At 37.6% G+C, this 23,228-nt stretch carries 19 protein-coding genes and 1 riboswitch; of the genes, 17 read left to right on the forward strand and 2 right to left on the reverse strand.

What is annotated here, in order from left to right:
* The first annotated feature begins 2 nt into the window (after positions 1–2).
* From AC1EJ5_RS00450 to AC1EJ5_RS00465, 4 genes are all read left to right on the forward strand, one after another.
* A complete protein-coding gene (locus tag AC1EJ5_RS00450; RefSeq protein WP_348937378.1) occupies positions 3–1,178 on the forward strand; it encodes a putative NPN-dependent ornithine cyclodeaminase in 1,176 nt (391 codons plus the stop codon).
* A complete protein-coding gene (locus AC1EJ5_RS00455; RefSeq protein WP_209772560.1) occupies positions 1,178–2,272 on the forward strand; it encodes a putative NPN-dependent ornithine cyclodeaminase in 1,095 nt (364 codons plus the stop codon). Before AC1EJ5_RS00450 ends, AC1EJ5_RS00455 begins: the two co-directional genes overlap by 1 nt.
* Positions 2,273–2,293: 21 nt before the next feature.
* Positions 2,294–3,223 (forward strand): carbamate kinase, encoded by a 930-nt coding sequence (gene arcC / locus AC1EJ5_RS00460; protein ID WP_223418204.1) that lies wholly within the window; start codon positions 2,294–2,296, stop codon positions 3,221–3,223.
* Between the two features lie 305 nt (positions 3,224–3,528).
* Positions 3,529–3,876 carry a hypothetical protein gene (locus AC1EJ5_RS00465; RefSeq protein WP_223418203.1) on the forward strand — a complete coding sequence of 116 codons (348 nt, stop codon included), beginning with the start codon at positions 3,529–3,531 and terminating at the stop codon, positions 3,874–3,876.
* 476 nt (positions 3,877–4,352) lie between these two features.
* Here the strand turns inward: AC1EJ5_RS00465 and AC1EJ5_RS00470 are convergent, their stop codons facing one another.
* Positions 4,353–6,185 (reverse strand): hypothetical protein, encoded by a 1,833-nt coding sequence (locus AC1EJ5_RS00470; protein WP_479813872.1) that lies wholly within the window; start codon positions 6,183–6,185, stop codon positions 4,353–4,355.
* Between the two features lie 354 nt (positions 6,186–6,539).
* Here AC1EJ5_RS00470 and AC1EJ5_RS00475 point away from each other — a divergent pair, with 354 nt between their 5' ends.
* The 13 genes from AC1EJ5_RS00475 (at position 6,540) to AC1EJ5_RS00535 (ending at position 22,502) form a co-directional block, all read left to right on the forward strand.
* Complete coding sequence (locus tag AC1EJ5_RS00475) at positions 6,540–6,971, forward strand: GNAT family N-acetyltransferase (protein WP_223418197.1); 432 nt, start codon at positions 6,540–6,542, stop codon at positions 6,969–6,971.
* Between the two features lie 987 nt (positions 6,972–7,958).
* Positions 7,959–8,660, forward strand: coding sequence for a zinc metallopeptidase (locus AC1EJ5_RS00480; protein WP_479813874.1), 702 nt, complete (start codon positions 7,959–7,961; stop codon positions 8,658–8,660).
* 192 nt (positions 8,661–8,852) lie between these two features.
* Entirely contained in the window at positions 8,853–9,314 is a 462-nt protein-coding gene (locus AC1EJ5_RS00485) for a CtsR family transcriptional regulator (protein WP_209772552.1), read from the forward strand.
* 1 nt (position 9,315) lies between these two features.
* Positions 9,316–9,900, forward strand: a complete 585-nt coding sequence (locus AC1EJ5_RS00490; RefSeq protein WP_348937365.1) for a UvrB/UvrC motif-containing protein — start codon at positions 9,316–9,318, stop codon at positions 9,898–9,900.
* Positions 9,897–10,874 (forward strand): ATP--guanido phosphotransferase, encoded by a 978-nt coding sequence (locus tag AC1EJ5_RS00495; RefSeq protein WP_479813876.1) that lies wholly within the window; start codon positions 9,897–9,899, stop codon positions 10,872–10,874. Before AC1EJ5_RS00490 ends, AC1EJ5_RS00495 begins: the two co-directional genes overlap by 4 nt.
* Positions 10,864–13,305: an ATP-dependent Clp protease ATP-binding subunit gene (locus AC1EJ5_RS00500; RefSeq protein ID WP_479813878.1), complete on the forward strand. Its 2,442-nt coding sequence runs from the start codon at positions 10,864–10,866 to the stop codon at positions 13,303–13,305. Before AC1EJ5_RS00495 ends, AC1EJ5_RS00500 begins: the two co-directional genes overlap by 11 nt.
* A 1,044-nt stretch (positions 13,306–14,349) precedes the next feature.
* The gene (locus AC1EJ5_RS00505) at positions 14,350–16,500 is read left to right on the forward strand and encodes an ABC transporter substrate-binding protein (RefSeq protein ID WP_479813880.1); all 2,151 of its coding nucleotides are present in this window, start codon (positions 14,350–14,352) and stop codon (positions 16,498–16,500) included.
* Positions 16,501–16,811: 311 nt separating this feature from the next.
* The gene (locus AC1EJ5_RS00510) at positions 16,812–17,420 is read left to right on the forward strand and encodes an amidohydrolase (protein WP_479813882.1); all 609 of its coding nucleotides are present in this window, start codon (positions 16,812–16,814) and stop codon (positions 17,418–17,420) included.
* Positions 17,421–17,996 (forward strand): M20/M25/M40 family metallo-hydrolase, encoded by a 576-nt coding sequence (locus tag AC1EJ5_RS00515; RefSeq protein WP_479813884.1) that lies wholly within the window; start codon positions 17,421–17,423, stop codon positions 17,994–17,996.
* A 380-nt stretch (positions 17,997–18,376) separates the two neighbouring features.
* Positions 18,377–18,490: riboswitch (SAM riboswitch) on the forward strand.
* 88 nt (positions 18,491–18,578) lie between these two features.
* Positions 18,579–19,415 carry an SAM hydrolase/SAM-dependent halogenase family protein gene (locus AC1EJ5_RS00520; protein ID WP_223418186.1) on the forward strand — a complete coding sequence of 279 codons (837 nt, stop codon included), beginning with the start codon at positions 18,579–18,581 and terminating at the stop codon, positions 19,413–19,415.
* Positions 19,415–19,966 (forward strand): ECF-type riboflavin transporter substrate-binding protein, encoded by a 552-nt coding sequence (locus tag AC1EJ5_RS00525; protein ID WP_223418184.1) that lies wholly within the window; start codon positions 19,415–19,417, stop codon positions 19,964–19,966. Before AC1EJ5_RS00520 ends, AC1EJ5_RS00525 begins: the two co-directional genes overlap by 1 nt.
* A 5-nt stretch (positions 19,967–19,971) precedes the next feature.
* Entirely contained in the window at positions 19,972–21,681 is a 1,710-nt protein-coding gene (locus AC1EJ5_RS00530; RefSeq protein ID WP_308749242.1) for an ABC transporter ATP-binding protein, read from the forward strand.
* Positions 21,678–22,502: an energy-coupling factor transporter transmembrane component T family protein gene (locus AC1EJ5_RS00535; RefSeq protein ID WP_479813887.1), complete on the forward strand. Its 825-nt coding sequence runs from the start codon at positions 21,678–21,680 to the stop codon at positions 22,500–22,502. Before AC1EJ5_RS00530 ends, AC1EJ5_RS00535 begins: the two co-directional genes overlap by 4 nt.
* A gap of 76 nt (positions 22,503–22,578) precedes the next feature.
* Here the strand turns inward: AC1EJ5_RS00535 and AC1EJ5_RS00540 are convergent, their stop codons facing one another.
* Positions 22,579–23,226, reverse strand: coding sequence for a hypothetical protein (locus tag AC1EJ5_RS00540; protein ID WP_311487157.1), 648 nt, complete (start codon positions 23,224–23,226; stop codon positions 22,579–22,581).
* Positions 23,227–23,228: the final 2 nt, after the last annotated feature.

The raw sequence follows: 23,228 nt of genomic DNA on the forward strand, positions 1-23,228 counted from the left end.
GAATGGAATTTAAAGTACCAGAATTTGTTACACCAGACTTTTCAGAAGAAAAGTTCAAGAAAGCAGCAGACATTAGCCTACAAGAAGTAGAGAAAGACGGTGTTGCACCTGATGATTTCTACTTGACACGCCATATGCCAACATTCTATAAAGTAAATGGCGAATGGCAATTACCTGAACATACATCATTAAACTGTGTTGCAGTCCTAAAAGACGGCAAAATCGTAGTAGAAGAAATAAGAGACCTTAAAAAAGGTGATCAAGTTGTAGTAAGCGAAGACGGCAAAATCGAAGACGGTATCTTTGTTTATAACAACGCCTTCCCAGACGATGTATATTCTAAACCAGGTAAGGCCGTAGAAACATCATTCTCTGAAGACTATGACAACCTATTTGAACTCTTACAACACGAAAGAGATTCAGAAGATGGTTATATAGTATGGGTACTAGGTCCTTCAGTAGTATTTGACTATGATACTAGAAAAGCCCTTAACCAACTTGCAGAAAATGGCTATATCAACTGCCTATTAGGCGGAAACGCTATGGCAACTCACGACCTTGAAGGTGGATTCTTAAATACAGCTCTTGGCCAAAATATCTACACCCAAGAAAACCAACCAATGGGTCACTATAACCACCTTGACCTTCTAAACGAAGTTAGAACAACAGGTTCAATCAAAGATTTCATCGCAAGCGGTAATGTAAAAGATGGTATCATCAAAACTCTATCAGACATGGACGTTCCATTTGTACTTTCAGGATCAATCAGAGATGATGGTCCACTTCCAGAAGTTATAGGCGATGAAGACAGGGCTCTTTCTGAAACAAAGAAAGAACTTGACAAGGCAACAGTAATTATTTGTATAGCAACCATGCTCCACTCCCTATCAGTAGCCAACATGGCATCTAGCTATAGGGTAAGAAAAGATGGAAAAATTTCACCAGTTTACCTATACTGTGTAGACGTAACAGAAAACGTAGTACACAAAGTAGGAGCAGCTAGAGAAAATCTTGCATACGTGCCAATGGTAACAAACGTACAAGATTTCGTAGTAAACTGTGAAAAAGCTCTAATAAGCCCAGCAAACAAGGCTTTTGCTAGAGAAATGGAAATTCCTGAAATGGAATACGTAGAAGCTGACAAAAAAGCAGATAAAAACGAAGGAGAGATACAATAATGAAATTTGAAATGCCAAAATACCATCACCCAGATTTTGAAAAAGACTTTCTTAAAAATGCACCAAATGTAACCCTAGAAGAAGTAAAAGAAGATGGACTTAGCCCAAGAAACTACCACGCTCTTTCAGTTTATCCAGAATACTTCAAAATAAATGACAAATGGGTATTAGCTGCTCAATCTAGAATGGATACAGTTTGTGTAGCAAACGACACACCAGGTGAAGAAAGTGTAAACATAGTTGAATTTAGAAACCTTAAAAAAGGTGACAAGGTAGTAATCGGACGTACAGAAGATGCTTCAGAAGGTATCTATGTATGGACCCAAGGCTTCCTAGAAGGAGATGCCCACCAAGATACTTTCGCATTTAGAGCAGGAAGATCAAGAGAAACAGCCTTCTCAATCGACTATGACAACCTATACGAAGTACTAAAATATGAAAAAGAACACAATGGTTATGTAACATTAATCGTAGGAGCAGCCCTAGCACTCGACAGAGACTCAAGAGCAGCCCTAGAAAGATTAGTAAGAAATGGTTATGTAAATGCAATCTTCTGTGGTACAGAAACTGCAGCATTCGACCTTGAAAAAGGAATCTACGGCACAACTTGGGGCCAAGAAAAATTCGAAAAAGAACAAAACACAACCAAAAACTTATACAAAACAATCAACCTAGCAAGAAAATACGGCTCAACCAAAGCCCTTGTAGAAAGCGGACTTGTAAAAGACGGCTTCATGAAAGCTTGTGTTGAAATGGACGTTCCAGTAGTAATAGCAGGCACAATCCGTGACAGACTAGGACTCCCTGAAACAATCAACAACGTATATGCTGCTCAAAACGAAATGAGAAAACACGCTAGAAAAACATCTACAATCATCATGATGGGCGCAATCCTCTACACAATCGCAACAGGAAATATGACCCCATCCTACAACGTATTTGACGGCGTAGTAAGACCAGTTTACATGTACACAATCGACATCCAAGAATTCGCTGTAAACAAACTATCAGACAGGGGAACAGTTACAGCCGTATCAATGGTAACAAATGTTCAAGACTTTATCAGAAATGTTGACAGAGCCTTAAACAACTAAAATCAAACTTAAGGAGAAGCAATGAAAAAAATCGTACTTGCCCTAGGCGGAAACGCACTAGGAAATAGCCCAGAAGAACAAAAAAAAGCAGTAGCAGTAACTGCTAAATCAATCGTAGACTTAGTAGCAGAAGGCAACCAAGTAATAATATCCCACGGCAACGGCCCACAAGTAGGCATGATCAACCTAGCCATGGATACAGCAAGCAAATCAGAAGCAAAAACAGCTGAAATGCCATTTGCTGAATGCGGAGCCATGAGCCAAGGCTATATCGGCTACCATCTTCAAAACGCTATCGAAAACGAACTAGCAAAAAGAGAAATGGACCAAACCGTAGTATCACTTGTAACCCAAGTATTGGTAGACAAAGAAGACCCAGCCTTCCAAAATCCAACCAAACCAATTGGATCATTCTATTCTAAAGAAGAAGCTGAAAAACAAGCTGAAAAAGGCTTCACCTTCAAAGAAGACGCAGGCAGAGGCTACAGAAGAGTAGTACCAAGTCCAAAACCAATCGATATAATTGAGAAAAAAGCAGTCGAAAAACTCTACAACGATGGAATGATCGTAGTAGCAGCAGGTGGCGGCGGCATCCCTGTAATCAAAGAAGACGGCAAACTAATCGGTGTAGATGCAGTAATCGACAAAGATTTCACATCTGCAAAAGTAGCTGAACTAGTAGAAGCAGATATACTTGTAATCCTTACAGCAGTAGAAAAGGTAGCCATCCACTTCGGAGAACCAAACCAAGAATGGCTAGGACACCTATCAATAGAAGAAGCTGAAAAATACCTAGCAGACGGAGAATTTGCAGAAGGCTCAATGAAACCAAAAGTAGAAGCAGCCCTATCCTTCGTAAGAAACAAAGAAGGCGGAAAAGCGTTAATCACATCTCTAGAAAAAGCTCTAGACGGCCTAAAAGGCGAGACAGGAACCTATATAGAAAGGTAGTTCAAATTTTGTTGGCAAAATTTGAACGATTCTCACAATTTTACAAGGACAAAGTCCGCAGGAAAATTGATGAGAAACCTTCCGTAATTTTTTACAATAGATGCGACGAACAGGAGCATTGATTGTAAAAAGATTACGTTCCTTAGGAAAGGCGTTGCTTAAAATAAAAGAGACTTAATAGACTCCTGAAAAAAGATGGTGGGCACAATGCCCACTTCTTTTTATGTAAAAATATACTTTAGCTATAAATGTGATATAATAGACATAAGAAAACCTGATTAAATTTTGAAATGAAAGTATCTTATATGGATAAGAATTACGACAAAAAACGAAACCTATATTGTATAGCAAGCCTACTTGTAATCGCCTATACTGTTTTGACTATCTTTCTTGGGGAAGACTTTGGTCTTGGATATGATTTTGAAAATACTTTTTTAAACCCAATCCTTTTGCCCTTAAGCCTTTCCTTGTGGCTGTTTATAATAGGGATTTTCTTAAGAAAAAAATACGACAATCTCATTTTGCTCTTCATAGTAATATTTGCGGCAGTGCACGTAATTTATATAGTAATTGGAATTGGCTTTGATAAGACATTTCTCGACTTCATCAAAGAATACCTCATGTTTTTGACTTTTGGACTTATAAACCTATAAATTTGGCCCCATCTGGGGTCTTTTTTGAAGATTTTTTTAAGATAAAAACCCCAGCAAGGCTAGGATAAAATTGCCCTAGTATATAAGTAAACTCTAATACCCATAGGCAAAAATTTGCATATCCTATAGCGAAAAATTACCAGCACCCTATTGCAAAAAATTACCAAGAGAATAATACAAGATATAATAAGATATGATAAATACTCCTCTCACAAATTTATATGTGTGGGGATTTTTTCTTTTGTAATGTTTAGATTTTAGAAAAGGGACTGTAAAAATTTTTGTCTACCAACCTAAATCCTGATAAGGGTTTATTTGGGCAAAAAAACTCGGGCTTTTCGCCCGGGTCTTTTAGTTAGATAAGAGTGGTTTTTTAATCTTTTTCCCTTTTGGATAGGGAATTATTTATAGGATTAAATTTTTCTATTATCTCTTGTTTATAATATTATTTTGTGATTTATTTTTGTCAAATCTGCCTAATAAGCATAACCATTTTCGGCTAGGATTTTTTCTGCTATTTTTTGAAGTTCTTTGGATTTTTTGATTAGTTGTAATAGCTGTGGTTTGACGTCAGCTACTTTCTTTGGAGCTATTTCCATTAGGAGCTCAGCTGCTTTAATGGCGGTCTTGCTTCTCTCGACAGCCTCTTTTAGTCTGAGGACAGTCTTGGCTGAGAGGGTCTTTTTCTTGGTATCTTTGTCCTTGTCTCCGCCTAGGTAGTAATTATAGTCTGGGTCTGGAAGGATTGGATTATAATCTTTTTTCTCCTTATTCTTCCTTTCCTCTTCCTTGGCCTTAGCTAAATTTTTCTCAGCTAATTTCTTTGCATTTTCAAGGGCTTGGTTGACCTTTTCTACAGTATCGGCCTTATGAACCTTATCCTTAGCCACTTTCTTTTCCTCTTCGCTGAGGTTAGAAAGTCTGTCAATTTCTTTATTAGCATTTTCTTTAGACTTATTAAGAACCTTGGTATTGTTAGCTTCTAGTTTGCTGTTTAGGGCTTGTATTTTTGATTCGTTTTTTTTGATTCTTTTGTTTATTAATCCTATTTTAAATTCTAGTTTTTGATTTTCATCTTCTTTGGATTCAAGGTCAGTTTTAAATTCTTTGTATTTTTTATTAATGTTTTCATAATCCTTATTTATTGAATCTATTTCATCATCTAGTTTATTGCAAGCTTGCTCGGCTTTTTCTAACTTTTCATTATTCTCTTGCCAATTTTTTAATATTTCATTTACTTCTTTTTGTAGAGCTGCATTATCTGGATCTTTATCGAGTTTTTTTTGGGCATCTTTATATTTGTTTTTTAGTTCGTTCTTTAATTCATTTGCCTTTGAATGTTCCATCCTGCGTTCATCTAGCTCTTTATTTTTATTTACATAAATATCGTATTTAGCATCCCTATCTTTTTTTAATTGTTCAAACTCATTTCTTAGGCTAGGGGTGTCTGCCATTTGTCCTTTTAACTTATCTATTTCTTCATTTTGTTTTTTGTTTTCGTCTTTCAGCTTATCGAGTTTATTCTTATCATCAGCAATTTGCTGTTCAACAGGTTTCTGTTTTTCATCGCCGTCTTCATTATCATCTATATTTTCTTTATCCTCTTTGGCTTTTAAATCCTCAAGAGTTTTTCTTTGTTCTTCTAGAACATTGATTTTTCTGCTATTATTTTTTATTTTTTCTTTTTTTTCTTCGATTTTCTCAGAAATACCTTTGGTCTTTTCTTCTTCTTCGCTTACTTCAGCTTTTTTCTCAAGATACTTGGCGTTGGCTTCTGCATATTTTTTTTCATCGGCTTTTATTGCACGATATTGCTCAGTTCTTTTTTTGGTATCTTCTTTTACTATTTTATCTTGTTTGTCCCATTCGTAGGCTTTGGCTTTTGTTTGGGATTCTAGCTCTTTATTTGTTGGGTTTTTTTTCAACTCATCAGCCAAGGCTTTATATTCGTCGTATAAGGCTTTTCGCTTAGCTATACCCTCATTAACGAGTTTATCTAGCCCTTCCCATTTTTCATATTTAGGTGCATAAATTTCGTATAATTTGTCTGCTTCTGAAGCTAAGGCTTCAAGTTCCTTATTTAATTTATTTAAATTATCCAGACTTTTTTCTAGGTCAGAAACTTCTTTATCGATTTTTGAGTTCTCTTTCTCAAGTTCTTGAATATTAGCTTCTTTTTCTTCTATTTGTTGGGCGATGGTTTTTTCTTCTTCAGCATAGGCTATGTTGGTTTTTGAGTCTATGATGTAGGCTCCTCCGAGTACAAGACTTACTGACATAGCTAGGGCTATAATTTTTGTTTTTTTCATAAATTCTCCTTTTACTCATAAATAAAGAAATGCATTGATAATAAGAATCATTATACATTATTTATCCGGGAGTTTCAATAAATATTGATAATCTGTTTGTATTTTTAAAAATATTTGAAATTTCCGGGACGTTATGGATTATTTTCCAATTTATTAGTAAGGTCTCTAAAGATATTGATAGGTTATATTAAGTTAGGAATTTGCTTTATGAAAATTTTGGAAATTTAGATATTTAATGATAATCGGGTAAAAACAGGTTTTATTCTCAACACAATCTGTTATAATTGTTTTAGGATATGAGATTAACAGGATAAATGATATTTACAAATTTATGGAATTTAGATGGGGATAATAATGCAGAGTATAATTAAAACTTTTGATGACTTAACAAAGCGTGAACTCTATGAGATCTTAAGACTCAGGGTCGATGTTTTTGTGGTAGAACAAGCCTGTCCCTACCCGGAAATAGACGGAAAAGATTATGATGCTATCCATATTTATTTGGAAAACCAAGGTCAAATCTTAGCTTACGCCAGGGTCTACGAAGAAGAAGGACAAGTTCACCTAGGAAGAGTCATCGCAAAAGAAAGAAGAAAGGGCCACGCCACCCTTATCCTAAAAGAAGCTATAAAGGCAGCAAAGGAAAAATACCAGACCAGAAAAATTATCATAGAAGCCCAAACCTACGCCAAAAAACTTTATGAAAAGGTGGGCTTCGTGGAAGACTCAGAGGTCTTTTTGCTCGATGGAATTGAACATGTGAAGATGGTTTTGCAAATAAAATAAGATTTTTTTATCCGAGATAAATTATCTTTTTTTTCGTTAATCCGAGATTAACTGTATCATTTAAATAATCTAGGTCATTTACATGACCTCTCCGTAAAAAGGGGACCCCAGGGGAACGTTTCGCACGTTCCCCCATCGGGTCCCCTTTAAAACCCCTTCCGTTACCCCCTCCGGGCGACCCCTCACGGGGGATATTGTGTTTGCCTATCGGCAAACTTGTTGATATGTAGGAGCCCTTGTTTTAGTATATTAATATCCTAACTCTTTTAAAATTCCAAGCCTCCTAAAAATTGCAATCTAGTCTGACTTGTGTATTACATTTGAAAATCAGTTCACAGTAGTTATTGTATTCTTTATTGTAAAGAGCTGTCAGTGCAATTTTCTTAACGGATGCTTGGGATCTTAAAATACTTGGTCTTAAATTTTAAACTCTTCGTCTAAGTAAAAGTCATCTAGCAATGTTTGGCGGAAGCCAAACGAGCCTCGCAAGTTCTAGAACTTCGAGATAAAATATCTTCTTTATCGGGCAAAGATTTCTAATAGAAAGCCCCGTTAAGAAAACTGATTGTTTGAGGCGAAGCCGAGTTATCAGTTTTTAGGGGCTTGAATATTAGAAATCTCTGGGTAAATACACCAACTAAAACAAGGACGTTCTCTCTACTAAAAAAAGCTTGCCGATAAGGCAAGCTTCTGATTTCGCCCTCCGCATAAGGAGCCGCTCGGGGGTGTAGCCGAGAGGGGTTTAAGGGGAGGCGAGTGAGGGACCCTGCGGAAGGTCCCTTGGGCCTCCCCTTTTTACGGAGGGGTAATGTAAATGACCTAGATTATTATTGTGATACGGTTAATCTCGGATTAACAAAAAAAGATATTTTATCTCGGATAAATAGACTCACTAGTGAAAAGAACTTTGACCTTCTTTGACTTTTAACAAAATTTGAATATAATAGATTTAATACCAATTTTTTGAAAATAGAAAAGAGGAATATTATGTATCCATATGGATTTTATTTTGATAGAACTTACTTTTTAGTCTTGATTGGCCTTGTAATTTCAATGCTTGCCCAGGCTAATATCACTTCAAAATTTAATAAGTATAGTAAAATTAGGTCAAAACGCGGGATGACTGGGGCGGAAGCGGCCCAGATGGTCCTTAATTACAATAATTACAGGGATATTTCTATTAAGAGAATTCCTGGGTCCTTGTCAGATTATTTCAATCCTATGAATAAGGAAGTTGCCTTATCTGACACTTCTTTCCATGATTCGTCAATAGCATCTTTGGCTGTGGCCCTCCATGAAATTGGCCACGTTATCCAATTTAAGGAAGGCTATATACCTCTAAAAGTCAAATCCTATATGGTGCCTGCAGTTAATTTTGGGTCGAGATTATCTTTCCCAATTCTTTTGGCAGGGGTATTTTTATCCCAACAAAAGCTAATAACCATAGGCTTGGCCCTATTTTCCCTTACACTTTTATTCCAAATCATAACCCTACCTGTGGAGTTTGATGCGTCAAGACGTGCAATTGTGGCCCTTGAAAGGACTCGTATCCTTGATGAAAGTGAAATCCCAGGAGCAAAGGATATGCTAAGATCAGCTGCCCTCACTTATGTGGCAGCAACCCTTGCGACAGCCCTTCAATTATTGAGGCTTTTCCTCTTGTTTGGGGACAGGAACCGTAGGGATTAATAAGAAGAATTATTTGAACTTAAGTGCCCTAGCCGATTCTCGGGGCGCTTTTGTTTATAAAATAATTTTTTATTGTAAATTCCTACCAAACTAGTATAATTCATTTAGGAAGCGAGGCTTCCTTTATTTTACAGGCAATGGTCAGAGATAGTCAGTAAGATTTGACCTATAAATAGAGAAAGACAGGAGATTATGGCAGGTTTAACTAATCAAATAGAAAGATTTCTAAAGCTCATGCTCGAAGATAGCGTGGACGGCGCTTTGGAAATTGGGAGAAATGAGCTGGCGAGTCAGTTTGATTGTTCGCCAAGCCAGATAAATTACGTGCTTTCAACCAGGTTTACCCCTTATAATGGCTACCTAATCGAGAGCAAGCGTGGGGGCAATGGCTTTATAAAAATAATAAGCATTGTCGAAGAAGACGACTATATTTCCTATTTACTTAGGAATTTAGCCAAGGAAATGAGCGAATCAAACGCCAATAATCTTTTTAGAGACCTTTACGAGAGGGAATATTTTGACAAAAACGAGTACTTGATGGCAAGGTATGCGACAAGTGATAAGACCCTAGCAGACATTGAGGCAAAGGGTAGAAACACAGTCAGGGCCTCGATTGTCAGAAGCCTTCTTTTGAGTATTTTGGCAAGGAGTTAATATGAAATGTGATAAATGCGGCAAGGATGCCAGTGTGAGCCTAAAGGTGATTTTTAATGGCAATAGCCACAATATCCACCTTTGCTCAGATTGCATGAAAAAATATTCGAATATCCCAGAAGACGCAGATCCAAGAAATATAAGTTCGGAAAATATTTCCTTTAATCCCAAGGATTTGGAAGGGCTTTTGCAAAAGTTCATCCCAAGCCTTGAAGAAGTCATAGATGGGTTTTATGAATATAAATACAACCAGGCCAACAAAGAATTGTCCTATATCTTAAATGTAGATGAAAAATCCTGCCCATATTGTGGGAATTTGGAGTCAAATATTAGAAATGGGGTCTTTGGTTGTGCCCATTGCTATAACCTAGACAAGGCCCTTACAGACAAGGTTTTAAAGACCTACAACAATTTTAGCGACTACAAGGGTGCCTACCCAAGGGCAGAAAGAAAGTTTAAAGAAGTGGCTGATGAGATCAAGGAATTATCAAAGAGGCTCAACGAATCTGTTCAAACAGAGGATTATGAGCTGGCAGCCGATCTTAAGGAAAAAATTGATAAATTAAATATGCAGGTGAAAAATTGAGAGATTTTGCAAAAGACATCCTAATCTCTACCAACCTATCTTTAAGGAGAAACATCAAGGGTTATGATTTTCCAACAACTATGACCTATGATGAGTCCCTTTTCATAATGGATATGGTAAGGAACGTTTTTGGTGATAGGCTGGTTTTACTTACCGATTTGGACGACGAAACCATTGATAGACTCATTTCAGAAATGGTCCTAAGTCCTGATGTGACTAGTAAACTTGCCCAGGTTGGCCTTATTTTTGAGGGGGATACTACCCTTGTAATCAACGATAGGGACCACATTTCCATAAATATTTCAAACTTTGATTTGGATTTAACTGGGGCTTACAAAAAGGCAGTTGAAATTGAAAAAGTTCTCGATAGCCATTTTGATTTTGCCTTTTCTAGCGAATACGGTTATCTGACAAGCGGGGCAAGAAATGCGGGAACAGGCCTCGAAATTTGGATGAAATTATTCCTTTTTGGTTTGATTGATAATCCAAAAACCTACGCAGGCTTTGAGCAGGCTATGGTTTATGCAGGCCTATACCCACAGAAATTTGTTCCACAAGGCTTAAAGTCTTATGCAGATGACCTATATTTGCTAAAAAATTATGGAAACTACAGGGATAAGCCTGAATCCTATCTTAAAAAGATAGAAAAAGACCTAGAAACTCTTGTCAAAAACGAGAGAAGGTTTAGGAGAGATTATAGGATTTTAAATAATATAGATGATAGAGAAGTAGAAGAAGAGATTGATTTGATAGAAAAAAGTCTTGAAACAGGACTTGTTAAGAGCCTTGATAAGATGATGAAGGGCCTTTATAGGCTTAAAAAATACCAACTTTTGGGCTTTAATATAAAATTATCAGAAGATGAATTAAATAAGATGATCAAAAATCTTTCTTCGCATAAGTATAAGGAAAATTTCGATGCCGCAAGGTACGAATATTTGATGAAAGAAATGGGGGAAAGCCATGGAAAATAATAGATTAAATAGACTAACCCAACAAGCCAGGCGTGAGTCCTATAGTCTAAACCACGACTATATAGGGACTGAACACCTCCTCCTTGCCCTCATGAAAACAGGGTCAGGGGCGACTAAGGCCCTAGAGGCGGCAGGTGCTAATTACGAGCTTTTAAGGTCCATTGTCATTAACAATATTGGCAGGGGCACAGCTGTAAGGCCTGCGACTGAATATAGCAAAAAAGTAAGGAAAATTTTAGAAACTGCGAGATTTTACGCCAATAACAGACGTGCCCTTGCCACAAGTGAAGAAGACGTCCTTTTGGCAATTATAAACGATGAAGATTCCTTCACAAATATCATGTTTTTACTCTCAGGAGTGGACAAGGAAACAATCAAAAAGCAACTCCTAAGCATGGTTAGGGCAGAAAAATCAGAAGGTAAGGCACCTTCTAAATTCAGTGAAAATATCACAAATTTCTGCACAAACCTAAATGACATGGCCAAGGCGGGAAAAATCGACCCGGTAATAGGTAGGGATGAGGAAATCAAGAGGATAATCCAAATCCTAATGAGAAGGACCAAAAATAACCCAATCCTAATCGGAGAGCCAGGCGTGGGAAAGACTGCCATCGCAGAAGGCCTTGCATATGAACTTGTAAATGGCAATCTGCCAGGCATTATGAAGGACAAAACTATTTTAAGCCTGGACCTTGCTTCAATGATTGCTGGTACCAAGTACAGGGGCGACTTTGAAGATAGGCTTAAAAAATTATTCGAAGAAGCCGCTAATCGTGACGATTTGATTTTATTTATAGATGAGTTTCACATGGTTCTAGGTGCTGGGGCTGCCGAAGGATCAATGGATGCGGCCAATATCCTAAAGCCAATTTTGGCTAAGGGAGATCTTCAGGTAATAGGGGCTACAACCATTGATGAATACAGGAAACACGTGGAAAAGGACTCGGCCCTTGCTCGACGTATGCAGGAAGTCCAAGTCGACGAGCCAAGCCTTGAGGATTCTAAAAAAATCATTAGGGGCCTGAAGCCTATGTACGAAGACCACCACAAGGTAGAAATCACAGACGAGGCCATAAATGCGGCTGTTGACCTATCTGATAGGTATATCACCGATAGGTATTTACCAGACAAGGCCATCGACCTAATCGATGAGGCGGCATCAAAGCTAAGGATTTTAGCCTTTGACGATGAGGAAGAAAATACAGATACCAATGAGGATATATTGGAGAAATTAAAGGCGGAAAAGGACCAGGCAGTTCTTGACCAAGATTTCGAAAAGGCCGCCAAGCTCCGCGATATAATAAACCAAAAGAAGTTTGACCTGGAAGAGGAAAATGAAGAGGAAAAAGCGGCCTACAAGCTAGCTATTTCCTACGATGATATAGCAAATATTGTCGCTTCTTGGTCCAAAGTTCCAGTTGAAAGGCTCACAGAAGACGAAAAAGCCAAGTATGCTAGCCTTGATAAAAATTTGGCGGGCACAGTTATTGGTCAAGACGAGGCAATAGAATCTGTGGCTCGTGCTATCAAAAGGGCAAGAGTAGGTCTTAAAGATCCTAAAAAACCAATCGGTTCTTTCATATTTGTCGGACCTACAGGTGTGGGTAAGACTTACCTTGCCAAAAGCCTTGCTGAAGCTCTTTTTGGCTCAGAAGACAGGCTAATTAGGATGGATATGAGTGAATATATGGAGAAATTTGCCGTAAGCCGTTTGGTGGGATCTCCTCCAGGCTATGTTGGCTACGAAGAAGGTGGCCAACTCACCGAGGCAGTTAGGACCAATCCATATTCCGTAATCCTCTTTGACGAAATCGAAAAGGCCCACCCAGACGTCTTTAACCTCCTTCTTCAAATTCTAGATGACGGAAGGCTCACAGATGGCCAGGGTAGGACAGTTGATTTTAAAAACACAATTATAATTATGACCTCAAATGTTGGTGTATCAAGCCTTGCTAAGGCCACATTAATTGGTTTTGACCTGGCGGAAGACAAGGAAGAAGCCGACAACGAACGCAACAAGGAAATAATAACAAAGGCTATCAAGGATTCTTTTGCGCCAGAATTTTTAAACAGGCTAGATGGAACAATCATGTTCAATTCCCTAAGCCAAGCTAATATCAGGGAAATAACTGGCTTAATGCTTGAAAAAACAAGGGCTAGACTAAATGAAATTGGCATAGAAATCGCCTTTGACGAGAGGGTTGTAAACCTCCTTGCCAAGGAAGGCTTCAACTCCGAATATGGAGCAAGACCACTAGAACGCCACATCACAAAGATGATAGACGATAGGCTTGCTGAAGATATTCTTGATAACAAGCTTGATAAGGACATGACTATTAGGATTTATGTTCAAAACGATAGGTTGTGTTTTAGAAACATTACTAAATCTAAGAAAGCTTCTAAAGAAGCTAGGCAAGAAGCAAAAGCATAATACAGATTAAACTGGGTTGAGAAATCAACCTGGTTTTTTTATCCAAGATTAATGGTAGTAAAAACTTTGTTGGCAAAGTTTTTACGGTTTTCAAAATTTCTCAAGGTGCAAAGCACCGCAGTAGAAATTTATGAAAAACCTTATGTAATTTTTTAGAATAGATGCGACGAATAGGAGCATTTATTCTAAAAAGATTACGTTCCTTAGATATTTAATTTTAAATTTTATTTAATCTTATAAATGTTTAATTTTTTAACAATTGAATCTTCGTAATAAGGGGGAACGCTAAGGGGGCAGCAGAGGCCCCCTCCAGCTTTCCCCCTTAACCCCCCATTTCCCTCACCCCTCCTGCTCCTTAAGCGGAGGGCGAAAGCAGAAACTTGCCTTTTCGGCAAGCTTTTTTTGGTATGGTCTGATTCTTCGTTTATTGTTGATTTTCTTTTGAAGTTTTAAAATCACAAGCCTCCTATAAATTGCAATCTAGTCTGACTTTTAATTGATATTAAGATTTTCTCACAGTAGCTACTGAAATTTACTTGTAAACGTGCGTCAGTGCAATTTTTTTGACGGAGTCTTGAGATTTTATAATACATAATAAATGAGATATGATGCTAATTTTTAATGGTTTTTAAATAGTTTTAAAATTGTTTTATTAAATAAAGTAATCTAAAACTTAGAAAAATAGTAAGAAATGGAACTCTCGCTTCCTCTCTTCTCTACCTTGCTCGAGGTAAACTAAGCGGAGAAGACCCTGGCCATTTTGTATTTTTCGTATTCTAAAGGTGGCTGGATTTTTTTGATTTTGGATTTTATGCCCTTATGATGATAAAGCGAATAATTTGTGTATAATTTGTGAATAATAACGCTTTAGGAAATGAAAAACTTGGGAGCACAAAGTCCTTTAGCTTGATATTACCGCACCTAGAAATCTACTAAACTAAAAAAGGAAATTAATATATATACAAAAATCTTTGACCAGGATGAATAATAGGGGTGGAGTTGAAAATATTTTAAAAAAATATACATAAGAAAAGGAAGGTTAGTATGAAGAACAAAAAACTTTATTCATCCCTAATGGCTTTGGCTTTGGTCCTAAGTATTTCGGCTTGTGGTTCTAATACGGATTCTACAAACGATGCGGGAAGTAAAACAAGCGGACAAGAAGAAAGCAATGAAGCTGGTGGATCTAACGATGGTCAAGAAGAAAATCTTGATAATTTCGAAAAGCAAACAGCTGATGATACCATCGTTTTGGGTGTTGGTACTATTAATGGTGACTTCATCCAAGGCTACAACAATGATGCCAATGATGTAAATGTTAGAAGGTTTATGGGTATCGAAGGAAATAATGGCTATAATTGCTATGTAATTGACGAATATGGCCAATTTCAAACAAATACAGCAGCTCTTGAAAAGGATCCTGAAGTGATCAAGAATGAAGATGGGTCTATGACTACTAAATATACCATCAAAAAAGATTTGAAATGGTCAGACGGCGAGCCTATTACAGCTGATGATTATCTTTTCGGCATCCTACTAGAATCTGATAAGGACTTTAACACTCTTACAGGCTCTTTAAATGTTGGTGGCGATTCTCTTAAGGGATTCGATGCTTTCAAGAAGGGCGATTCAGATTCATTCGAAGGTCTTGAAAAAATCGATGATTATAATTTCTCTATAACAGTCGATGCTTCACAACTACCATATTTTGAAGCCCAAGCCCTATCAAATGCAGGTCCTACACCTCTTCACTATATTGGTCAAAACCTTGCTGTAGCAAAAGATGGTAAGAAACTTGTTGTAAAAGATGGCTACCAAGTGACTGACCAAGACAAGGAAAATTACAAGAAATCTATAGATAATCAAATTGCCCTCCTAAAAGAAAACTTTGACAAAGACAATGAAGGTGAGGATAAGGAAAGCGAAGATTACAAAAAAGCCAAGGAAGAATTAGATCAAAAAGAAAAAGATTTAGAGGCCAGAAAAAACGGTGATGTTGATCCAACAAGACTTCTAATTGAAGAAGCCATGATAAAAGAAACTAGCGATTACAGGTTCAATCCTGCTGTTACTTGCGGACCTTATAAATTCAATAAATTTGAAAATAACATGGTAAAACTTGACCTTAATGAGAATTACCAAGGTAACTTCAAGGGCCAAAAAGCAAGTATCCCTCACATCATAGTTCAATTGGTAAATAGAAATATAGGCCCAGACCTCCTAGAAAATGGCGACATCGACATTTGGGAAGGTGAAACTGATGGAGCTAAAATTGACCAACTTAAAAAAGCTCAAGAAGCAGGCAAAATAGGGTTAACTTCTTATGAAAGAAATGGTTATGGAAATATAATCTTTTTAACAGACAGAGGAGCCACTCAATACAAGGAAGTAAGACAAGCTATAGCAAGCCTAATGGACAGGAATGAATTTGTTCAAGCTTTCCTAGGTGGTTATGGAGTTGTGACAAATGGTATGTACGGCCAAAGCCAATGGATGTATAAGGAAAGAGGAAGTGACCTACAAGAAAAACTTATAAACTGGGTTTTAAATATTGATAAGGCAAACGAATTGTTAGATAAAACTCCTTACAAGTTTGAAAAAGACGGCAAGACCCCATGGGATAAGGCGAAAGCTCTCGATGAATTTAGCAAAAACCAAGAAGGCTTTGACTATTATAGGTATGACGAAAATGGCAATAAGCTTGTTGTTAACCAATATGGTGCAGAACAATCTCCAATCACAACCCTAATATCCAACCAACTTCCTCCAAATGCTAAACAAGCTGGTATGGAATATAATGTGACAGCAGGTTCCTTCTCAACCCTAATGGATTATTTAAGTTTCCCAAAAGAAGATGCACAATATACTGCATTTTCAATGGCTTCAGACTTTTCAACACCATTTGACCCATGGTTCTACTATTCATCAGAGGGTCCATTTAACAGAAGCAAGGTTAATGATCCAAAGGCTGATGAAGTAACATCAAACTTAAGAAAAACAGACCCAACTGACAAAGAAGGCTACCTAGATAAATGGGAAGAATTCCAAAAATGGTACAACGACTATCTACCAGAAATCCCACTATATTCAAATGTATTCCACACAGGATATTCAAACAGGATTAAAGGCTTCGATGTCATTACACCAGTATGGCAAGCTTGCGATCAAATCAACGCAATGACACTTGAAAAATAAAAATAAATTTATAAAAGGTGATGATTTAGAATGGTAACGGCTGTTCTACCATCGCCTTTTTCTTTATATATATGTTCATAAAAATCAATATACATCTTCAATTAAAACTTCGAGAAATATTAAGGATTTTAACCTACCCCTCGCTTCCTCTCGACTCCGCTCGAGGTAAACTAAGTGGAGAAGCCTATTGCCACTCTTATATAATCAATATGGTAAAGGCGTCTAATAAAATAAAAAATAGAAGAATACCTTTTTAAATTTTTATATCCTCCCTCAAATTTTGGGTAAAATTACATTAAGAGGTGATTTTTTTGAATAAAATTTTAGGTGAAATTTATAAGGAAATCGATGATCGTTTTGTTCAAATGGTTGATTTTCGTAGAAGGATCCACCAAAATGCTGAGCTTTCTTTTGAGGAAGTGGAAACTGCTGAATTCGTTGAAGACTTTTATAAGGATAAGGATGTGGAAATTACAAGCCACATGGGCGGTAATGGTCTTAGGGTTATAATTGATACAGGAAAATCTGGCAAGACAATTGCCCTTAGGGCTGATTTTGATGCCCTTCCTATTAAGGAAGAAACAGGTCTTAGTTTTGCTTCAAAAAACGAAGGGGTCATGCACGCTTGCGGACATGATGCCCACACAGCCTATTTAATGGTCCTTGGAGATATCCTCCGTGAGAAAAAAGAAAAACTTTCTGGAAAAATCGTGCTTATCCACCAACACGCCGAAGAAGTCCCACCCGGAGGTGCCAAGGGGATGATTGAGGCGGGCGTCCTCGACGGGGTTGATAATGTTTTTGGCATTCACGTCATGTCCGCCATGGATTATGGAACTATTCAATACCACAAGGGCAACACCCAAACTGGCAGGGCCATGTTTAAGATAAAATTTCAAGGTAAGGGAGGTCATGGATAAATGCCTCATTTATCAAACGACTCAATTGTGGCCGCAAGTCATTTTGTGACAGCTGTTCAAACTGTCGTAAGCCGTAGACTTTCTCCATACGAGGTGGGAGTTGTGACTATCGGTTCTTTTGACGGCAAGGGAACTTTTAATATAATCAAGGATTCTGTAACTGTCGAAGGCGACGTCAGGGCCATGGCAGATGAGACCAAAAAAACAATTGAAGACGAAATAAAGACCATTGCCAGGGGAATTGGGGAGACTTTTAAGGTTGGAGTTGAGATTGAATATACTGATGATTACCCAGTTTTATACAATGACCCTGAAATGACCCAGCTGGTTGTTAATGCTGTTAAGGAAGCAAATATCAAGGAAGTGACTGACATAATTGATTGTGGTCCTCAGCCACCATCAGAAGATTTCTCTTATTATGCCAAGGAAAGGCCATCCTGCTTTTTCTATGTAGGTGCAAAAAAGGAAGACGCTCCATACCCACACCACCACCCAAAATTTGACATAAGAGAAGATGCCATGAAAATCTGCGCCAAGGCTATGGCTGCTGTTGTTGTTAAATATTTGGGGGAATAAGCTGAATCCATTAAAGGGAATGAAGCTTGAATTTTATGCTATAGGACGTATAATTAAACTACAAGAAGGAAATATGTTCATTTTGAACGCAAAAAAAGACAGGAGAACTCGACTAACTCCTGTCTTTTTATTTAGGCTAGTTACTATCTTTATCTGATAAGCTGTCTAGCCATTTGCAAAGGTAATAGCTTATTACATTTGCCATGACAGCTATCAAGAAGGGATATAATATGCTCATTTAAACGCCCCCTTTCTGTTACCAGTATAGGGATAGTAACATAATAATTATAGCAGATTTTTATATATTTTTGTTAAAAATAAGATAAGTAATCAGAGCTTAATAAATAATAGCAAATTCCATCAAAAGCAGTATAATAAGATTACCATAAAGAGAAGGGGAGAGACAAGCTCTGTGATCCTTCAGCAACCTACTTTTTGTAAGGTGCTAAAGCTTGGCTGATGGAGTTTTTTCACATCCATCAGGGCGATGGGTGTTTTTTCGTGCCTAAAATTTATTTGTGGAAATTGACTGATAGAATTATGTTGATATAATATCCTAGTAATAATTTGAAAGGAATTTATATGAACACATTAGTTTTTCAATCAGATTTCGGTTTAGGAGACGGAGCAGTTTCCGCTATGCACGGAGTAAGTTTTATGGTAAATCCAGACTTAACCATAGACGACTTGACTCATGAAATTATGCCCTACAATATTTTTGAAGCATCTTATAGGCTTTTACAAACTATCAAGTATTGGCCAGAGGGCACAGTTTTTGTATCAGTAGTTGACCCAGGGGTTGGCTCTAGTCGCCATTCTATAGTGGTAAAAACCAAGTCAGGTCACTATATAGTCACACCAGATAATGGCACCATTTCCCATGTGGCAAAATATATAGGCCTTGAGTCTGCAAGGATTATAGACGAGATAAAGGATAGACTTCCTTTTTCCGAAAATTCTCACACCTTCCATGGTAGAGATGTCTATGCCTACAACGGGGCAAAACTTGCCGGTGATACTTCTTATTATGATTTTCTAGATACGCTTAGTCTAGATGAGCTTTGCTATGAAACCATAAAAGATGCAAAAATTACTGATGGAGTCATAGAAGGCACTGTTGACATCTTAGATATTAGGTTTGGATCTTTATGGACAAATATTAGCCTCGATATGCTAAACGAAGCTGGTATCAAACAAGGGGATATGATTAAGGTCATTATCTATTATAAGGGAATCAAAAAATATGAAAATCAGATGACCTTTGGCCATTCCTTTGCAGATGTAGGTTTGGGTGAAACCGTAGCCTATATCAATTCGTTAATCAATCTTGGTATCGCAATTAACCAAGCGTCATTTTCTGCCACCTACCAAATCGGTACAGGGGCAGATTGGAGTATTTTTATTAAAAAGGAGCAATAATGAAAAAGAATAATTCTATTACTACAATTGTAGCTATCGGTATTGGCGCTGCTGTATTTTTTATCCTAGGTAGGTATTTATCTATACCAGTTGGCTTTATACCAAACACATCAGTTGAAACAACCTATCCATTCTTGGCTTTGATGTCAGTTCTTTTTGGACCAGTAGCAGGCGGCCTAATCGGTCTTATTGGCCATGCTATTAAGGACCTTCTAACTTATGGTCTATGGTGGTCATGGGTTGTAACATCAGGCATCACAGGCTTTGGTTACGGTCTAGTTGGATCTAAACTTGACATTTCTCAAGGCGCTTTTACAAAAAAAGACATGGTTAAATTCAATGTTGGCCAAATCATTGTAAATGTTCTTTGCTGGGGAATCATTGCACCAGTTTTGGATATTTTAATCTATTCAGAACCAGCTAACAAGGTTTTTGCCCAAGGTTTTGTATCAGCAGGCTTAAATTCAGTAGCAGTTGGTATCTTAGGTACAATTTTAATCGCAGCTTATGCTAAGACAAGAACAGCAGATAATTCACTAAAAAGAGATTAGGATATATGGAAAATAGACAGGACCTGGTAGTTTTTGACAAGTACAATTTTAAATACAAGTCCCAGGTCGAACCTTCGCTTTTTGACATAGATTTAAAAGTGAAAAAGGGCGAGAAAATAATAATTGTGGGCCCATCTGGCTCTGGCAAGTCCACCCTTGCCAAAAGCCTAAATGGACAGATTCCAAACACCTTTCCTGGGGATATAACAGGCTCTTGTCTAATTGATGGAAAAGATTTACTTGATTCGTCTATTTTTGACCTATCCCTATCGGTAGGCACAGTTCTTCAAGATACAGACGGTCAATTCGTAGGCCTTACAGTTGCCGAAGACATTGCCTTCTCTCTAGAAAATGACAATGTAGACCAGGAAGAGATGAAAAAAATCGTTGAGAAGTGGGCGAAAGAATTAAATCTTTCTAAGCTTTTAGAAATGAAACCTGGAGAGCTTTCGGGGGGACAAAAGCAATCGGTCTCCATAGCTGGGGTCTTGGTTTCAGATGTGCCGATTTTATTACTTGATGAACCTCTGGCAAATCTTGATCCAAAGTCTGGCAGAAAGACTATGGAGTTATTAAAAAGGCTCGCTGATAAGCTTGGTTACACAGTTATTGTAATTGAACATAGGTTTGAAGAGGCCCTTTTACTTGATCCCGATAGGATAATTGCTGTTGACGGTGGGAAAATTCTTGCGGATATGAGTCCGACTGACCTTTTAAAGTCAGATATTTTGGAGAAAATCGGTATTAGAAGACCTCTTTATATCGACGCTATGAAATACGCTGGCGTAGATATTTCTGGATACGAAAAGCTTGGAGACTTTGATGAAGTTGAAATATCCCCAAGTGACCTAGCCAAGATAGAAGGATGGGCCAAGGGGCAGGTCGGCAAAGAAATCAAAAAAACTAATGAAGAAGTGATTAAAATAGAGAATCTAACCTTCTCCTATGAGAGGGAAAATATTTTGGAAAATCTTTCCTTAGAGATTGACAAGGGGGAAATAATTTCGATTTTAGGTCCGAATGGAGCAGGAAAATCAACACTCGCCAAGCTTATGTGTGGGTTCTTAAGACCAGATTCTGGGAAAATAATCCTTGCAGGGAAGGATTCGAAAGACCTATCCATAAAAGAAATTGCCGATAAGGTTGGCTTCATCCTCCAAAATCCAAACGCTATGATTTCAAAGACTATGATTTTTGATGAAGTCGCTTTTGGTTTGAGGGTGAGGGGAGTGGCCGAAGATGTAATCAAGAAGAAAGTTCACGATGCTCTTGAAATTTGTGGCCTATATTCCTTTAGGAAGTGGCCGATTTCCGCTCTTTCTTACGGGCAAAGACGAAGGGTCACTATAGCTTCGATTTTGGTTTTGGACCCAGAAGTGATTATTATGGATGAGCCGACAGCCGGTCAAGACTTCCACCACTATACAAAAATGATGGAATTTATAAGGAAAATCAACAAAGAATATGACCTAACCATCCTAATGATTAGCCATGATATGCACCTAATTGAGGAATATACAGATAGGGCGCTTGTAATCGGTGATAAGAAAATCCTAGCTGATACTACTCCAGCTGAGCTTTTTAGTCAAAGTGAATTAATTGACAGGGCAAATCTTGCCGAGACATCGCTTTTTAAACTTGGTCAGAGGCTTAAAAGTATGGATGCCCTTGACTTTATAGAGACCTTTATTGGTTATGAAAGGAGCAAGAGATGAATAAGACCCTCGGATATATCAAGAACGATACATTTATTCACGGACTTTCTGGCACAACAAAACTGCTTGCTTTTATCCTTCTTTCTGTAATAGTCATGACTAGCTATGACACAAGATTTCTAATCCTCGTTATGGCACTATCGCTATTGGCAATGAAAATTGCAGAAATTCATTGGGAAGATGTGGCATTTTTGATAAAAATTGTCGCAGTCTTTTCCCTAATCAATATCCTTGCAATTTATATTTTTGAGCCAGCCTATGGGGTGGGACTCTATGGGTCAAGGACACTTATTTTTGGCACTGGAAGGTACGCCCTGACTTTGGAGCAAGTTTTTTACGAATTTAACGTCGCTCTTAAGTATTTTTCAACCATTCCCTTGGCTATAGTTTTTATTTTTGCCACAGATCCATCCGAATTTTCATCAAGCCTAAATAGGATTGGCCTATCTTACAAAATCTCTTACGCAGTCGCCCTTGCCCTTAGGTATATACCAGACATCCAAAAATCTTATTTTGATATTAGGCAGGCAAGCCAGGCTAGGGGGATAGAAATGAGCGAGAAGGCAGGTCTTGTAAAGAGAATTAAGGCGAGTAGCAATATTGTAATTCCCCTAATTTTTGACAGTCTAGAGAGGATTGAAGCCATAGCCCAAGCCATGGAATTAAGACGTTTTGGAAAAAATAAAACTAGAACTTGGTACAAGGCTAGACCCTTTGGTAAAAATGACTTTGTAATTTTATTTATCACCCTAGCTTTGGTCGGAATCGGAATTTCTTTATTTTTCATCAATAAGGGCAGGTTTTACAATCCATTTATATAGGAAACTTCAATCAAAAAAGCTCTCTTTATTTGAGAGAGCTTTTGGGATTATGAGATTTTAAAGACCCTTGTGGGTCTTATTTTTTTGTTATTTTATAATTAATCCCATTTACAAGTTCAACCTCATAAGGACTTGCTGAAAAATAGCCTTTTAGAAAATCTAGCCTGTATTTGTGGTAGGAGGATTCTTCGTTTTTTAAGTCATTTACCGAGCCATTTCCAAGCTCAAAGGACTCGTGATGATCGTGGCTGTGACCACCCTCGCAAGAGGCATTTCTTGAATTTTCAAGGTTGATGGCGTCTTGGTATTTTGCATGGAGGTTATTATTGGTAATTAAATATAAACTTCCTCCGTCAAGGACGGCTGAAAGTCCTTGATCACAAGGCATACCGTCGAGTAAATACTTATTTAGGTCGGTAAAAATCTCCTCAAAGTTTGAAAAATCTTTGTCCTTGCCACATTCTTGACCAAGTTTAAAAAGTTTTTCGCTTGGGTTTTTGCAAAGACTAAGTGCCTTGGCAAGGCGACTTTCAACTATATCTATCTTTTCTTGGAGAAAACCGTGGATATTTTCTTGGTCTAAGATTTCCTCGAGGGGTCTTTTTGAAACAGGTTCATATTTTATTTGAGAAAAATCCCCATCCATCAAAAAATCTGTTATTTCATCTTGAAACTTGATTTTTTCATACATTAGATAGTGGATTGGTCCTAAAGTTTTTGACATAA

The organism is Anaerococcus sp. C0059F3 (assembly GCF_056590475.1).